The sequence below is a fragment of the Pseudoalteromonas sp. Isolate3 genome, assembly GCF_022398505.1.
Taxonomy (GTDB): Bacteria; Pseudomonadota; Gammaproteobacteria; order Enterobacterales; family Alteromonadaceae; genus Pseudoalteromonas; species Pseudoalteromonas apostichopi.
Genome location: NZ_JAKEVN010000105.1, coordinates 1 through 15,384, shown reverse-complemented (window position 1 = coordinate 15,384; position 15,384 = coordinate 1). Strand labels below are relative to the sequence as shown.

Sequence of the window (15,384 nt, the reverse complement as noted above, 5' to 3'; positions counted from 1 at the left end):
ATATCTACATAAAAAAACGGGCTAATTTTCATTAACCCGCTTGTTAGTATTGATTACGAATTTGTATTAATCTAATGTCCCGCTGATAGCATACTTTAACACCCAGTTTTTTGCAGGACCTGTATTATTTGCAAGCTTTAAAAACTTACTGCGCACCCAGCTAAGTGGTTTAACCTCATTTGAAAAGCCAAAGTAACACGCATCCATCATACTCATCATTAGTAAATTAGCGTGACGGCGTTTTTTCTCATAGCGTTTTAATAAATCATGGTGACCAACATCCTGTTGTTCTGCCAAAATATCAGCCAACGCGACGACATCCTGAAAACCTAAGTTCACGCCCTGACCTGCAAGTGGGTTTATTGTGTGAGCCGAATCGCCAACCAAAACTAAACGCCCCTGTGAATAACCATTAGCATGTTGGCGTGCAAGTGGAAAAACGGCATGTTCAAGTACCTCAAAGTCGCCAGGTAGCTCAGGAAAGTGCTCTATAAGCTTTGCTTTCAGTTGTTCATTTGAGAGTTTATGCCATTGCTTTAATACCGCAGCGTCGTGATAGCAAATTAAATTGGCATACGGTGCCTGCATTGGCAAAAACGCCACAGGTCCGGTTGGGGTAAATTGTTGCCATGTTTTTACTTGCTGCGGTGCATCTAATTTGATTAAAACCCCCATGCAGTGTTGGCCGTACTGCCAACCCGTTACACCTAAGCCAGCTTTGGTACGTAATTGGGACTGTCCGCCATCTGCAGCAACAACTAAATCAGCGGTATATTTAGTATCACCATAATGTAAGGTAATTGCATCAGGCGTTTGACTAATATCTGTGATTAGTGACGTTTGTTCTATTACTTCAATGTTGTACTTAGCAAATTGTTGCCAAAGACTGGCTTGTATTAAATTATTTTCTATTAAATGACCTAAATGTGTTTCGCCAATATCTTTGCAATCAAACAATAGATTCTCGTCTTGCTGCTGGTAGGCTTCAAGCTGTTGATAAGGCGCGATGCGATTTTGCCTAAGTAACGGCATTGCACCTAGGTCGTCGAGTAAGTTTTCTGAAAAACGATTAATAGCCGAAATGCGAATATCTACTTTATCTGAACTAAGAATGTGATCAGCATCGATAAGGTGCTTTTCAATGACGGTGACATCCCTACCCTGTTTAGCCAGTGTTACCGCTGTAGCAGCGCCGACCATGCCACCACCGACAATTATTACCTTATTTTTATTCATTTAATATTCGCTCATTTGGCTATTAAAATACGCGACAAATTGTAACGTAATTCAATATTGCGTGTCAGTGCATTTACCGCTTATGAATTTCAAAACAGTAACTTGTTTGATTTCACACCACAAAGATAAAAACTATACTTGGATCTGTGCGGGTATCCAGCTAAAATACGCGTCCTTTAGGTCGGCATACTGCCACTTAATCCTGTTTCTAACACATTTTTGTGTCACTACCGAATTGAAAACGAGGCTATATTTCAATGAGTAAAAAGCTGCATATTAAAACCTGGGGTTGTCAGATGAACGAGTACGACTCTCAGAAGATGGCTGATCTACTAGATGCGACTAACGGCTATCAGTTAACTGAAGAAGCTGAAGACGCAGACGTGATCTTACTCAATACCTGTTCAATCCGTGAAAAAGCACAAGAAAAAGTATTCCATCAGCTTGGCCGTTGGAAACTGTTAAAAGACGACAAACCAGAATTAATCATTGGTGTTGGTGGCTGTGTTGCCTCGCAAGAAGGTGACTCGATTCGTCAACGTGCGCCGTTTGTTGATGTAATCTTTGGCCCGCAAACATTACACCGCTTACCAGAAATGATTAAGCAAGTGCAAAGTGGCGACAGCAGCTCGGTAGTTGACGTTTCATTCCCTGAGATTGAAAAGTTCGACCGTTTACCTGAGCCAAAAGCGGAAGGCCCTACTGCGTTTGTATCAATTATGGAAGGTTGCTCTAAATACTGTACATTCTGCGTAGTACCTTATACGCGTGGTGAAGAAGTAAGCCGTCCACTTGATGACGTATTACTTGAAGTAGCACAACTTGCAGAGCAAGGCGTTCGTGAAGTGAACCTACTTGGACAAAACGTAAATGCGTATCGCGGTGAAACTCATGACGGTGAGATTTGTTACTTCTCTGACCTACTACGTTATGTAGCTGCAATTGACGGTATTGACCGTATTCGTTACACCACATCGCATCCTGTAGAATTTACGCCAGATATCATTGATGCGTATGCAGACGTACCTGAGCTTGTTGATCACCTACACTTACCAGTACAAAGTGGTTCAGACCGTATTCTTAATTTAATGAAACGTGGTCACACTGCACTTGAGTACAAATCTACAATCCGTAAGCTACGTAAAATTCGCCCTAACCTAAGCATGTCATCTGACTTCATCATTGGTTTCCCTGGCGAAAGTAAAGCTGACTTTGAAGCAACCATGAACCTAATTAATGATATTGGTTTCGATATGAGCTTCAGCTTTATCTACAGTGCGCGACCTGGTACTCCTGCTGCTGATTTACCTGATGATGTGACAGAGCAAGAGAAAAAAGAGCGTTTATACCTTCTACAGAATCGTATTACGCAAATGGCACAACAAATCAGCCGACAAATGTTTGGTACTGAACAACGTATTCTAGTTGAAGGCCCTTCTAAAAAGAATCCTATGGAATTACGTGGCCGTACCGAGAATAACCGTGTGGTTAACTTTGAAGGCCCTCACTCAGTGATCGGTCAATTCGTTGATGTACGTATTACAGAAGCATTGCCAAACTCTTTACGTGGTGAGTTAATTCGTACAGAATCAGAAATGAACTTACGTCGTGATGTGGCACCTTCAGCTATTTTAAGTAAAGCTGCTGAAGCTGAGGCCGCTGCGGCCCCTAACGAAATTGGCGTTGCTACTTTCGTACCTTAGGGTGACACTTGGTGCAGGCACTGCCTGCACCCATCAATAGGAAGCAATTTTGAGTAATCAGTTAAAAACATTAGAGATTTATTTAGAACCCGCCGACAACAAACGCCTTTCATCTTTATGTGGTCCGTTTGACGAAAACATTAAGCAAATTGAACGCCGCCTTGGTGTTGAGATAGCACACCGTGATAATTTCTTCAGAGTAACCGGTAAACTGCACCTTGCAGCAGCGGCTGTTGAGATCCTAAAAAACCTCTATATTGAAACTCAACCTATTCGCGGCCTGATTGGCGAAATTGAACCTGAAGCCGTACATTTGGCGATTAGCGAATCAAATGCTCTTGAGCAAGATGAAAATCCAGGTGTATATGGCAAAGACATGGTGATTAAAACTCGCCGTGGCGTTATTAAACCGCGCAATGATAATCAAGGCGTGTATGTTGCTAATATTTTGCATCACGATATTACTTTCGGTATTGGCCCAGCCGGTACAGGTAAAACTTATTTAGCCGTTGCAGCAGCTGTTGATGCCTTAGAGCGTCAAGAAATTCGCCGTATTTTATTAACCCGCCCTGCAGTTGAAGCAGGTGAAAAGCTAGGCTTTTTACCTGGTGACTTAAGCCAAAAAATCGACCCTTATTTACGCCCATTATACGATGCGTTATTTGAAATGCTTGGCTTTGAGCGAGTTGAAAAGCTGATTGAGAAAAACGTGATTGAAGTAGCGCCCCTTGCCTACATGCGTGGTCGTACACTGAATGACGCGTTTATTATTCTTGATGAAAGCCAAAACACCACAGCAGAACAAATGAAAATGTTCTTAACCCGTATTGGCTTTAACTCAAAAGCGGTAATTACTGGTGATATTACACAAGTCGATTTACCCCGTGGTGCTCGTTCAGGTCTTCGCCATGCCATCGAAGTATTAAACGGTGTAGATGAAATTAGCTTTAACTTCTTCCAATCACACGATGTGGTGCGCCATCCGGTTGTTGCCCGTATCGTTGAAGCTTATGAGCGCAACGATGAAGCAGAGCGTTTAAAACGTGCTGAGAAACAACGTGCGAAAGAAGCGCAAGCAAACCAACAAGAAGCAAACTCGTGACCGAATTAGATTTACAAATAGCCTGTGAGTTTGACGACTTACCAAGCTTTGAACAATTCCAGCTGTGGGCTGACAAAGCCCTTAGCAATTACCGTGAAGATGCAGAGCTGACCATAGTGATCAGTGATGAAGCGCAAAGCCAGCAGCTCAACAATGATTACCGCGGCAAAGATAAACCGACTAATGTCTTATCTTTTCCATTTGAAGCACCACCGGGCATTGAGTTACCTTTAGTAGGTGATTTAATCATTTGTCCGGCCATTGTTTTAGCCGAATCAATTGAGCAAGAAAAGACCTTTCACGACCATTTTGCCCATATGGTTATCCATGGATGCTTGCATTTACTTGGATTTGACCATATAAAGGACGAAGATGCACTTGAAATGGAAAGCATAGAAAAGCAATTACTTGCCGATCTGAACATCGCTGACCCATATCGAGACGATATTTAAATTAACGGAGCAATTAGACGCAATGAGCGACGACAACTCGCAAACTAGCCAGGGTTCTTCTGGCAAAACGTGGCTGGGCCGCATAGCCCAAATGTTGCAAGGGGAACCCCAGAATAGAGAAGAGCTGGTAGAAGTAATTGCCGATGCGCAAGAACGCGACCTTATCGACCCTGAAACCAAAGACATGATTGAAGGGGTACTAGGTGTATCAGAGCTAAAAGTGCGTGACATCATGATCCCACGCTCGCAAATGGTGACCTTAGAGGTTGATACACCTTTAGAAGAACTATTGCCTATGATGGTTGATTCAACACATTCACGCTTTCCAGTGGTGTGTGAAGACAAAGACCATGTTGAAGGTATTTTATTAGCAAAAGATTTATTACCACTGATCATCAATAAAGATGATCAACTACCTTCATTACGTGAATATTTACGCCCTGCGGTTGTAGTGCCTGAAAGTAAACGTGTTGACACGCTCCTAAATGAGTTTCGTCAACAACGTTACCACATGGCTATCGTTATTGATGAGTATGGTGGTGTGTCTGGTCTTGTAACTATCGAAGATATTCTTGAAATCATCGTTGGTGAAATCGAAGACGAGCACGATGAAAGTGAAGACCTACAAGATATTCGCCAAGTTGCAAAGCACGTTTACGCTGTGCAAGCACTGACTGAAGTTGATGACTTTAACGAATATTTTAAAACCGGTTACAGCACCTCTGATGCTGACACCATAGGTGGTATTGTTTTACATGCATTTGGCCATATGCCAAGCCGTGGTGAAACCATCGAAGTAGAAGGCTTACACTTTAAAGTCACTAACTCAGATAACCGCCGCATCTTACAATTGCAAGTCACCATTCCAAAGGCTGATGATAACGACAGTGAAGAAACTGCTAACTAACCTAAGCCACCTTGCAAAAGATAAAAAAGCCTGGCTCGCACTTGTTGCGGGCCTCTTTTTAACCTTAAGTTACGCACCCTATAACCTATGGTTTATAACTTTTCTTTCTCTTGGTGCCCTGCTCTACTGCATAAACCCACTCGCAAACGGTAAATTAGCTGCTAAACAAAGTGCTAAATATGGCTTTATATTTGGTTTAGGCTGGTTTGGCGCGGGCATAAGTTGGGTTCATGTATCAATAGCGACCTTTGGTGGTATGCCGTTAATAGCATCACTATCATTAATGGTGCTGCTATGTGCTTATTTAGCTCTGTATCCTGCATTAGCCGCTTGGCTGACTACACGCCTTGCTAAAGCCCCATATAGCTTTATCTGTTGGTTACTAGCCGCTATAGCAACCACAGAGTACTTACGTGGCACATTGCTGACAGGCTTTCCTTGGCTTAGCTTTGGTTACACGCAAACCGACAGCCCACTTAATTTTTTAGCGCCCATAATTGGCGAGTTCGGTATCACGCTTGTATGCATGTTAATTGCGTTTGCCTTATATCGTATAGCATACAAAGATGCTAAACCACTTATCGCCTCTGTGGCTCTTTTAGCAGGCTTATATACGATTGCAAACAGCAATCAGCTTCACTACCAAGACAAAACTATTAAAGCTGTACTGGTGCAGGGTAATATTAAACAGCATCTTCGCTTTGAGCCGTCTGAGTTTTGGACGACGATGAGCAAATACCAAGATATGACTCGCCTACATTGGAATGCAGATTTAATTGTCTGGCCAGAGGCAGCAGTCCCCGAGCTTGAAGCATTATCAACCGAGTATTTAACAGGCCTCGATAGTGCTGCAACGTTTAATAACACTGCACTTATTACCGGCATCGTCGATTACCAATACGACACGCGTAACATTTTTAATACTTTGATTGTGCTGGGTAAAAAAGAACACGATGACAGTGAAGGCCACTATCAATATTTAGGTAAAAACCGCTACCAAAAGCATCAGTTATTACCCATTGGTGAGTTTGTGCCGTTTCAAGATTTTCTGCGCCCAATCGCACCACTGTTTGACTTGCCGATGTCATCTTTCACCCGTGGTGATGAAGTGCAAAACAATTTACGCGCAAATAGCTTAAATATCTTGCCGGCTATTTGCTATGAAATTGCCTTTGCCGATTTAGTTCGTGGTAATTATCGCAGCGATTCTGATATCTTATTTACGGTTAGTAATGATGCATGGTTTGGAGACTCTCATGGCCCACATCAGCATATGCAAATAGCGCGTATGCGCGCCCTAGAATTACAGCGCCCGTTAATTCGAGTTACTAACAATGGTATTAGTGCCGTTTACGACCCCATCGCTAAATCACAATTAGCTATGCCGCAATTTAAAGCGGATGTACTCGAAGCCAATATCACTTTAATTAAAGGCGATAGTATTTACAGCCAATATGGTAATTGGCCAGTATGGGCCGTAGTCATATTACTCAGTACGGTTGGTTTGATTTTAAGACTCAAAAAATAACAAAATAAAAGGCTTCATTATGAAGCCTTTTTTGTGTTTTATACTCATTCGCTTAACTAGGTGAACAAGTACTATTGCAAGATTAAATTTAAGATTCTATCTTTATCAACTCTACGTCAAATATCAGCAATGAACCTGCTGGAATACTACCTACGCGTTTACGGCCGTACGCAAGCTGCGGCGGGATATAAAAGGTAAACTTATCCCCTTCACTCATGAGTTGTAAGCCTTCGGTCCAACCTGCAATGACTTGGTTTAAACCAAAACTGATTGGCGAATTTCTTACCACTGAGCTGTCAAAAACACTGCCATCCATAAGCGTACCATGATAGTGAACCTTTACTTTACTGGTTGCACTTGGCTTTGCGTCATTACCTGAACTTTGCTCAATTTTGTATTGCAGCCCAGATGCGGTTTCATGAACATCGTCGGCTTTACTATTGTTCGCTAAAAAGTCCGCTGCTAGTTTTTCATTTTCAAGGGCTTGTAGCTTCGCCTTTTTACTATTTTTAAAAATTAAAAAGCAAAAGATACCAATGATCAGTAAAAGTATTAAATTAATCATTCTGCGTCCTTCTCATCATCATTATCGCCATTAACGATATCAGCAATATTGGCAAGCCTTGCTAATGCTAGGGCATTTATTGAGCCATCAGGATAACCTTGTGGTGTCATTTCGCCTGCGTCTTTATCCATTAATAAACTCAGTGCTTGATCAACTGTTTCAACGGCATAAATGTTAAAGCGTCCTTTTTCTACCGCATCGAGCACTTCGTCATCAAGCACTAAATTGACTTGATTTGATTTAGGAATAATCACCCCTTGCTCACCAGTTAAGCCACGCATTTTACAAAGCTTAAAGAAGCCTTCTATTTTCTCGTTGACGCCACCGATTGATTGCACGTCTCCATGCTGGTTAATTGAGCCTGTAAGCGCGATAGATTGGCTAATAGGTAAATTAGTAATTGCCGATATTAGCGCGCAAAGCTCTGCTAATGAGGCGCTATCACCATCAATGTAACCATAGCTTTGCTCGATTGCGATATTGGCACTGAGCGTTAGGCTAAATTGCTGAGCATATTTATTACCTAAGTAACCGGTTAATAGCATCACCCCTTTTGAGTGAATTGCTTTACCCAGCTCGGCTTCACGTTCAACGTCAATAACGCCATCTGCACCTGCGTACACAGTGGCGGTAATACGTGCAGGGGTACCAAATGAAGTATCACCAATGTGCAGCACGGTTAAGCCATTCACTTTGCCCACGGCGTGACCTTCAGTAGCAATTAAAATTTGCCCTTCTTTGATATCACTCAACATGGTTTCTGAAATTTGCCCGGTGCGATATTGCTTACCTACAATAGCTTCATCGATGTGATGAGCATCAATCACAGTTTGCCCATCTTGCTTGGCATAAAAACTGGCTTCTGCCACTAATTCTAATACATCAGCAAAACGAGCTGAGAGCTTGTTATGATGCTCAGCTTGACGATAACTAAATTTTAATAACCTCGCCATCGCTGCTTCATTTACTGTGCAATTAAGTGTCTGCTGACAATATTCAGTGACCTTGGTAATGAACTGATATTGCAGTTTGTCACTGCTTGGCAAATAGTAATCAAAATCAGCGAGTACACGAAATAACTCAGCAAACTCTTCGTCATATTCACCTATTGTGTAATAGAGCTCCCGTGAGCCTAGCAGCACTATTTTTACATCAAGGGGAATAAGCTGCGGACGTAATGTAAAGCTACTCCCCACAGAGCTGTCTTGATAAGGTAAGTCGTTTTTGATTTGATGCGTTTTTAAAGATAACTTAAGGCCATCCCACACTTGTGGGTTAGACATAACTTTCTCTGCATCCATAATCAAATAACCACCATTAGCACGGTGCAATGCACCTGGTTGTATTGAACGGTAACTGGTGATTAAAGAGCCTTGCGAAGTCGCATATTCAATTTTTCCGAAGATATTACCAAACGTTGGATTTGGCTCATACACCACAGGCGCTGCATCATCTTCTTTGTATTCTACTAAGATATTTGGCGCAAAGAAGTCTGTGAGCATCCCTTTACGGTCAAAGTCTTCTTTATTTTCGTCGTTTTCATCGTCGTCGAGCCACTCAAGCACTGCATCAATGATTTCTTCACGAATGTCTTTTAAGTAACGTAACACACCAATATGCGTGGCATATTTGTGTTCAAGGGCTTTAATTAGTGGTTTAGTGGCAAGCTCTGCAGTTGATTTTTTAAGGTTACGCAGTTTCTCAGATGACTCACGCTTCCAGCGTGGCAGCTCAATCAGAGCTTCGATTAATGCATCTTCAAGTTTTTCAATGACCTCATAAAACTCAATACGCAATGGCTCTTCAAGGGCTGCAAATTCACTGTCACTCAGTTGTTTACCGTTAACCAAAGGCGCAAAGCCAACGACGCCATTTTCTTCAATCAGAGCCACACTTTGCTCAAGAGCAGCAATTTCGACTGATGTAATTGCCGCATCGTAAGTATCGGTAAACTCACGGTCGATTGATTTTTTCTTACGTTGATAACCAGGATTATCAAAAGCAGCGGGGAATGTATCGAGTACTTCATCAATGAAAGAATCAATATCGTCTGCTAACTGTTTTGATTGACCAGCTTGCATAAATAACGCAATAGGCTCGCGGTGGTCTTCATAGTTATTAACGTACAACCACTCATTAGGCGTTGGGCGGTCTTTTGAATGGGCTGTGAGCTTGTCTTTTACTAAGGTGTAACGTCCGTGCGCCGCTTCACCCATTACATAAACATTATATCCAGGTAATTCCATCCCCAATGAAAAGTCGAGGGCACTTTGTGCACGTTGCTGGCCAATAAATGGTAAGGCTTCTGGATATGGGTTTTGCATGCAAGTGGCAACATGGCTTGCAGCAATCTCAGGTGCTAACGCAGAAACAGGTAGAGGGATTAGTTTTTTTGTCATTCTAACTTCTTATTTCCCAGTTTTGACTGGGCATTATAGGTAACGCCCAGCACAAGCCTGCGTCACTGATTAAGGTTGTAATGCCTTACGGCGAAAATAAATACCGCCACATTCAGTACAAGGAGTAATTTGCGTAGCATGGTAAACATCGTAACTATGCTGACAATTTTTACATACTAATGTGCCCATGGCTATCCATTCTCCTTCTTGATACACACCATTGTGTTTAAAATCTTGGTTTAATGCTTGCCATTCAAGCTGGGTTTTATCTTCGATATGCGACAATTCGTACCAAAGAGACTCTTTGAGCTCTAGCCAAGCGAGTGAGTCATAATGACTGTCGTTTTCTTTGATATGGTCAATATCGCGCTTTAAATAGTCACGATACTGATATAGCTTTTCTTGACCTAAATCTTTAAGTGCCTGCTCTGACTCAACAAATTTCTCCATTGCATCTTTTAGCTCATTCTCTTTTACGTCTTTAAGCCAAGCACTCAAATCACTAAGCCAAGATTTATAATCTGCCATCGTTTACTCCTTCAAAAGTGATGAAAAATCAATCGTTATACTAGTTGAGTATAGGTTAACCTGTCCTGAAAATATATTTCATTGGAAAATTAATAAAAGCGCCTATTTGCCGCTGTGATTAGCATGTATTTTGGGTTATCCTTATCGACAATTTTTTATTAATTTGCAAGAAGTCTGGAATCGTAGATGCAAGAGCAATATAACCCGCAAGACATAGAGTCAAAAGTACAAGCCTACTGGGAAGAAAACCAAGTATTTAAAGTCACTGAAGATGAGAGCAAAGAAAAGTATTACTGCCTATCGATGTTCCCATACCCAAGCGGCCGACTCCACATGGGTCACGTTCGTAACTACACCATTGGTGACGTAGTATCTCGCTTCCAACGCTTGCAAGGCAAAAACGTAATGCAACCAATGGGTTGGGATGCGTTTGGTCTTCCTGCTGAAAACGCGGCAATCAAAAACAACACCGCACCTGCTAAGTGGACTTACGAAAACATCGATTACATGCGCGATCAGTTAAAGCAACTTGGCTTTGGTTATGATTGGGATCGTGAAATCGCAACATGTCATCCAGAATATTATAAGTGGGAACAGTGGTTCTTCACTAAGCTTTACGAAAAAGGCTTAGTATACAAAAAGATGTCAACAGTAAACTGGGATCCAGTTGACCAAACAGTACTAGCGAACGAGCAAGTAATTGATGGTCGTGGTTGGCGTTCAGGTGCCATTGTTGAGCAAAAAGAAATTCCACAATGGTTTATCAAAATCACTGATTACGCACAAGAATTATTAGATGATTTAGACAAACTAGATCACTGGCCTGAGCAAGTTAAAACCATGCAACGCAACTGGATTGGTCGTTCTGAAGGCTTAGAAATCGAATTCAAGCGTGCTGATAACGACGATACATTCAGTGTTTATACAACGCGCCCTGATACCTTCATGGGTGTGACGTATGTTGCTGTTGCAGCAGGTCACCCAATTGCACAAGAAGCCGCTAAAAACAGCGATGCTGTGGCAATGTTTGTTGATGAGTGTAAAAACACGAAAATCGCAGAAGCAGACATGGCAACCATGGACAAAAAAGGCATTGCTACTGGCTTTTATGCGATTCACCCATTAACAGGTAAGCAAGTACCAATTTGGGTTGCTAACTTTGTATTAATGGATTACGGCTCAGGCGCTGTAATGGCTGTTCCTGCACATGACCAACGTGACTACGAGTTCGCATCAGCTTATGGCCTTGAGATCACTCAAGTTATCGCACCAGCTGCAGGTTCTGAAGAAACGGTTGATTTAGACAACCAAGCTTACACAGAAAAAGGCGTGTTAGTTAACTCAGGTGAGTTCGATGGTCTTGAGTTTGAAGCAGCGTTTAATGCGGTTGCAGACAAACTAGAAGCACTTGGTGTCGGTGAGCGTAAAGTTAACTTCCGTCTCCGTGACTGGGGTGTTAGCCGTCAGCGTTACTGGGGTTCTCCAATCCCAATGCTTAGCGACGAAAATGGTGATGAGCTTGCAGCAACTGAAGACATGCTACCAGTTCGCTTACCAGAAGACGTAGTAATGAATGGTGTTACTTCGCCAATCAAAGCTGACCCTGAATGGGCTAAAACAACTGTAAATGGCGCACCTGCATTCCACGAAACTGATACCTTCGATACCTTTATGGAATCATCATGGTATTACGCACGTTACTGTAGCCCTCGTTTTGACGAAGGTATGATTGAGCCAGGTGCCGCAAATTACTGGTTACCAGTAAACCAATACATTGGTGGTATTGAGCATGCGATCTTGCACTTACTTTACTCGCGCTTCTTCCACAAACTATTACGTGACTTCGGTTTAGTTAACTCAGATGAGCCATTTGAGCGCTTACTATGTCAAGGCATGGTATTAGCAGATACTTTCTATCGTAAAGATGAGAAAGGCGGTGATATTTGGATTTCCCCAACAGACGTACAAACTGAAACAGACGACAAAGGTCGTGTTGTTAAGGCTTGGCACAAAGAAGATGGCGAGCCAGTATTCTCTGCAGGCATGAGCAAAATGTCGAAATCGAAAAACAACGGTATCGACCCACAACAAGTTATTGCCGAGTACGGTGCAGATACAGTTCGTTTATTCATGATGTTTACAGCGCCACCAGAGCAAACCCTTGAGTGGTCAGATTCAGGTGTTGAAGGTGCAATGCGTTTCTTAAAACGTATTTGGAAATACGCTGTTGATGTAGAAACAGTAGGCTACCAAGCGCTTGATAAGTCAGCATTAAACAACGACCAAAAAGTACTACGTCGTGAGCTTCATAAAGCAATTGCAAAAGTAACTGATGACGTTGAACGTCGTCAAACATTCAACACCGCGATTGCAGCAATCATGGAAATCTCTAACAAATTATTAAAAGCACCACTTGCAGATAAGCAAGATGTAGCTATTGCTAACGAAGCTCTTGAAGCATTGCTTATCATGCTTGCGCCTATCACGCCGCATATGTGTCACCAGTTATGGCAAGACCTTGGCAAAGAAGGCGACATCTTAGATGCAGCATGGCCAAAGGTTGATGAATCAGCGCTTGTTGAAGATGAGAAGCTAATCATTGTACAGGTTAACGGTAAGCTACGTGCTAAGTTAACAGTGCCTGCAGATGCAACGAAAGAGCAAGTTGAAACGCTAGCATTTGCTGAAGAAAACGTGACTAAGTTCACTGATGGCGTAACCATCCGTAAAGTGATTTACGTACCTGGCAAACTACTTAACGTGGTTGCTAATTAAGATGGCAGCGCTTCAAGCACTGAAAAACGGACTAGCCCTTGCGCTAGTCTGTTTACTACTAACAAGTTGTGGCTTTCACTTAAAGAAAGCCTCTAATTTGCCTGAAGACTTGAAAGTGATCACCCTTGCTGGTGATGATGAAAAATCAGCGCTATTCGAATTAGTTGAGAAAGAGCTTATTGCTAGTCAAGTAAAGCTAAACGAAAGTGACAGCCTATACCCTGAGTTAATCATCCACAAAGACCGTCTAGAGCGTCAAATATTGTCATTATTTGATAATGGTCAGGTTGCTGAATATGAACTTGCCTATAGTGTAAGCTATACCCTAAAGCGACCAGGTCAAAAAGCCATAAATCAAAGTTTTGAGCTGTATCGTAACTACCAAGACGACCCTGACAATGCCCTTGCAAAGGCAAAAGAACTTGATTTACTATTAAACGAAATTCGTAAACAAGCGAGTCGCCGTATCGTTCGTGAGTTATCACAACTCTAATGCGTTGTTATGCAAACCAACTTCCGAGCCAGTTAAAAAAAGGCCTAGCGCCTTTTTACATGGTCTTTGGTGAAGAGCCTTTTCAAATTGAACAGTGTGTCATGCAAATTCGCCAAGCTGCTAAACAGCAAGGCTTTGACGAGGTCATTAAATTTACCTTAATGCCAGGTTTTGATTGGCAAGAAATTGTTGCTCAATACCAGAGTATGTCGCTGTTTAGTGCTCGTACCTTAATTGAGTTTGATTTAAACGAGCAAAAACCAGGTACTCAAGGCAGCCAAATCTTTAAACAACTTGTTGAGCTTGCTAATCCCGATACTATTTTGGTTTTAAAAGGTGCCAAAGCCAGCCAAGATATTCAACGCAGTGCTTGGTTTAAGGCCTTAGATAAACAAGGCTTATTCGTTCCTTGTTATCCCCTCACAGGTAATCATCTAAGTCGTTGGTTGGATGAGCAATGTTACCGTTTAAACTTGAACCTTCATAACAATGCTAAACAAAGCTTGATTGATGCCACAGAAGGTAATTTACTTGCCTGTCATCAAGAGCTAGAAAAACTGTCTTTACTCTACGGTAGTGAGCTAATTGACCAACAAGCCGTAATGCAAGGACTGCTTAACCAGTCTAAGTTTGATATTTTTGACTTAAGTGATGCTCTATTAAATGGCCAAGCCAAGCAAGCCGTTAAAGTAATGACTAAACTTGCCGCTGATAATACCGAAGCAATGAGTATTTTTTGGGCTATTAACAAAGAAGCTGCAAATTTACTGGCGATGCAACATGGGCGCTTAAATGGTGCCAACATGGCTGATTTATACAAGCAATTTAATATTTGGAAAAATCAACAAGCGATTGTTCAACAAGCCTTAAACCGCTTAAATATTAAAGTACTCGAACAAATTACAGTTCAGTTAGCTCAGTTTGATGCAGCTTATAAACAAGGGAACCTCGTAGCTCCCTACCAAGCATTAATGCACATATGCTTAATGTTTTGCCAACCAGTGGCAATACCTTTACCTTGCCACCCAGTCTTCGACTAAGAGTGACAATTCATGATTGCTATTTTCGGTGGCACCTTTGACCCGATTCACTTAGGTCATATTAATATGGCCCAGCAATGCGTTCAGCAGTGTCAACTTGATACCCTTTACTTCATGCCTTGCGCTATTCCCGCTCACAAAGCTAAGCCAGGAATAAGTGATGAGCATCGAATTAACATGCTGAAACTCGCGATTGAAAACAACCCACATTTTGCTATTGATTATCGAGAGTTAAATAGAGAAGGTGCATCTTATTCGCTACTGAGCTTAAAAGAGCTTCGTGCAGAAAATCCGTCTTCACCGATTATGTTTTTAATCGGCATGGACTCATTCAATAGCCTAGACAAGTGGTTTAAATGGCAAGAAATTGTCGAACTATGCCATATCGTTGTTTATCAACGTCCGGGTCAACACTGTCAAGTAAGTGGTGAGTTAGCGGTTTATAAAGAAAATGCTTTTACTGAGCAGCTCAGCCAACTGCAACAAACCCATGCAGGTAAGTTATTCTTTTTAGATGGCTTACAAGTTAATGCTGCCTCAAGCGAAATCAGAAAAAAGCTGCATTTAAATGATAATATAGCGGAACTTTTACCTACCACGGTAAGTCAATACATTGCGCAGCATCATCTTTACCAAACAGATGAATAAATACTGTC

General features: G+C 41.9%; 13 protein-coding genes. 9 read left to right on the top strand and 4 right to left on the bottom strand.

What is annotated here, in order from left to right; translation table 11 throughout:
- Nucleotides 1–66 precede the first annotated feature (66 nt).
- Nucleotides 67–1,236 carry an FAD-dependent oxidoreductase gene (locus L1D46_RS16605; RefSeq protein WP_239977899.1) on the bottom strand — a complete coding sequence of 390 codons (1,170 nt, stop codon included), beginning with the start codon at nt 1,234–1,236 and terminating at the stop codon, nt 67–69.
- 257 nt (nt 1,237–1,493) lie between these two features.
- On the opposite strand from L1D46_RS16605, the gene miaB reads away from it, so the two are divergent.
- From miaB to lnt, 5 genes are read left to right on the top strand one after another with little or no spacing between them, the layout of a single operon-like run.
- Nucleotides 1,494–2,939 carry a tRNA (N6-isopentenyl adenosine(37)-C2)-methylthiotransferase MiaB gene (gene miaB / locus L1D46_RS16600; RefSeq protein ID WP_130051173.1) on the top strand — a complete coding sequence of 482 codons (1,446 nt, stop codon included), beginning with the start codon at nt 1,494–1,496 and terminating at the stop codon, nt 2,937–2,939.
- A gap of 49 nt (nt 2,940–2,988) precedes the next feature.
- Nucleotides 2,989–4,041: a PhoH family protein gene (locus tag L1D46_RS16595; protein ID WP_054551658.1), complete on the top strand. Its 1,053-nt coding sequence runs from the start codon at nt 2,989–2,991 to the stop codon at nt 4,039–4,041.
- A complete protein-coding gene (gene ybeY / locus L1D46_RS16590) occupies nt 4,038–4,493 on the top strand; it encodes an rRNA maturation RNase YbeY (RefSeq protein ID WP_054551659.1) in 456 nt (151 codons plus the stop codon). The genes L1D46_RS16595 and ybeY overlap by 4 nt, the downstream gene beginning before the upstream one ends.
- A 22-nt stretch (nt 4,494–4,515) precedes the next feature.
- A complete protein-coding gene (corC, locus tag L1D46_RS16585) occupies nt 4,516–5,400 on the top strand; it encodes a CNNM family magnesium/cobalt transport protein CorC (RefSeq protein ID WP_130051171.1) in 885 nt (294 codons plus the stop codon).
- The gene (lnt, locus tag L1D46_RS16580; protein ID WP_239977898.1) at nt 5,381–6,928 is read left to right on the top strand and encodes an apolipoprotein N-acyltransferase; all 1,548 of its coding nucleotides are present in this window, start codon (nt 5,381–5,383) and stop codon (nt 6,926–6,928) included. The genes corC and lnt overlap by 20 nt, the downstream gene beginning before the upstream one ends.
- 88 nt (nt 6,929–7,016) lie before the next feature.
- On the opposite strand, the gene L1D46_RS16575 is transcribed toward lnt, so the two are convergent.
- From L1D46_RS16575 to L1D46_RS16565, 3 genes are all read right to left on the bottom strand, one after another.
- Nucleotides 7,017–7,493, bottom strand: coding sequence for an FKBP-type peptidyl-prolyl cis-trans isomerase (locus L1D46_RS16575; RefSeq protein WP_239977897.1), 477 nt, complete (start codon nt 7,491–7,493; stop codon nt 7,017–7,019).
- Entirely contained in the window at nt 7,490–9,892 is a 2,403-nt protein-coding gene (locus L1D46_RS16570) for an ATP-binding protein (RefSeq protein ID WP_130051168.1), read from the bottom strand. Before L1D46_RS16570 ends, L1D46_RS16575 begins: the two co-directional genes overlap by 4 nt.
- A gap of 69 nt (nt 9,893–9,961) precedes the next feature.
- Nucleotides 9,962–10,420: a zinc ribbon-containing protein gene (locus tag L1D46_RS16565; protein ID WP_130051167.1), complete on the bottom strand. Its 459-nt coding sequence runs from the start codon at nt 10,418–10,420 to the stop codon at nt 9,962–9,964.
- A 186-nt stretch (nt 10,421–10,606) separates the two neighbouring features.
- On the opposite strand from L1D46_RS16565, the gene leuS reads away from it, so the two are divergent.
- Genes leuS through nadD form a run of 4 tightly spaced genes read left to right on the top strand, consistent with a single transcriptional unit; the run spans nt 10,607 to nt 15,376 of the window.
- Complete coding sequence (gene leuS, locus L1D46_RS16560; protein ID WP_178927166.1) at nt 10,607–13,195, top strand: leucine--tRNA ligase; 2,589 nt, start codon at nt 10,607–10,609, stop codon at nt 13,193–13,195.
- Nucleotide 13,196: 1 nt separating this feature from the next.
- Nucleotides 13,197–13,688 (top strand): LPS assembly lipoprotein LptE, encoded by a 492-nt coding sequence (lptE, locus tag L1D46_RS16555; RefSeq protein WP_130051165.1) that lies wholly within the window; start codon nt 13,197–13,199, stop codon nt 13,686–13,688.
- Nucleotides 13,688–14,728: a DNA polymerase III subunit delta gene (gene holA / locus L1D46_RS16550; protein ID WP_130051164.1), complete on the top strand. Its 1,041-nt coding sequence runs from the start codon at nt 13,688–13,690 to the stop codon at nt 14,726–14,728. The genes lptE and holA overlap by 1 nt, the downstream gene beginning before the upstream one ends.
- Before the next feature lie 12 nt (nt 14,729–14,740).
- Complete coding sequence (gene nadD / locus L1D46_RS16545) at nt 14,741–15,376, top strand: nicotinate-nucleotide adenylyltransferase (RefSeq protein WP_167658324.1); 636 nt, start codon at nt 14,741–14,743, stop codon at nt 15,374–15,376.
- Nucleotides 15,377–15,384: the final 8 nt, after the last annotated feature.

What these genes read in the sequence shown, in the direction of transcription:
- L1D46_RS16605 (WP_239977899.1), bottom strand. Translation starts at nt 1,236, where the DNA reads ATGAATAAAAATAAGGTAATAATTGTCGGTGGTGGCATGGTCGGCGCT.
- miaB (WP_130051173.1), top strand. Translation starts at nt 1,494, where the DNA reads ATGAGTAAAAAGCTGCATATTAAAACCTGGGGTTGTCAGATGAACGAG.
- corC (WP_130051171.1), top strand. Translation starts at nt 4,516, where the DNA reads ATGAGCGACGACAACTCGCAAACTAGCCAGGGTTCTTCTGGCAAAACG.
- L1D46_RS16575 (WP_239977897.1), bottom strand. Translation starts at nt 7,493, where the DNA reads ATGATTAATTTAATACTTTTACTGATCATTGGTATCTTTTGCTTTTTA.
- L1D46_RS16570 (WP_130051168.1), bottom strand. Translation starts at nt 9,892, where the DNA reads ATGACAAAAAAACTAATCCCTCTACCTGTTTCTGCGTTAGCACCTGAG.
- L1D46_RS16565 (WP_130051167.1), bottom strand. Translation starts at nt 10,420, where the DNA reads ATGGCAGATTATAAATCTTGGCTTAGTGATTTGAGTGCTTGGCTTAAA.
- leuS (WP_178927166.1), top strand. Translation starts at nt 10,607, where the DNA reads ATGCAAGAGCAATATAACCCGCAAGACATAGAGTCAAAAGTACAAGCC.
- lptE (WP_130051165.1), top strand. Translation starts at nt 13,197, where the DNA reads ATGGCAGCGCTTCAAGCACTGAAAAACGGACTAGCCCTTGCGCTAGTC.
- holA (WP_130051164.1), top strand. Translation starts at nt 13,688, where the DNA reads ATGCGTTGTTATGCAAACCAACTTCCGAGCCAGTTAAAAAAAGGCCTA.
- nadD (WP_167658324.1), top strand. Translation starts at nt 14,741, where the DNA reads ATGATTGCTATTTTCGGTGGCACCTTTGACCCGATTCACTTAGGTCAT.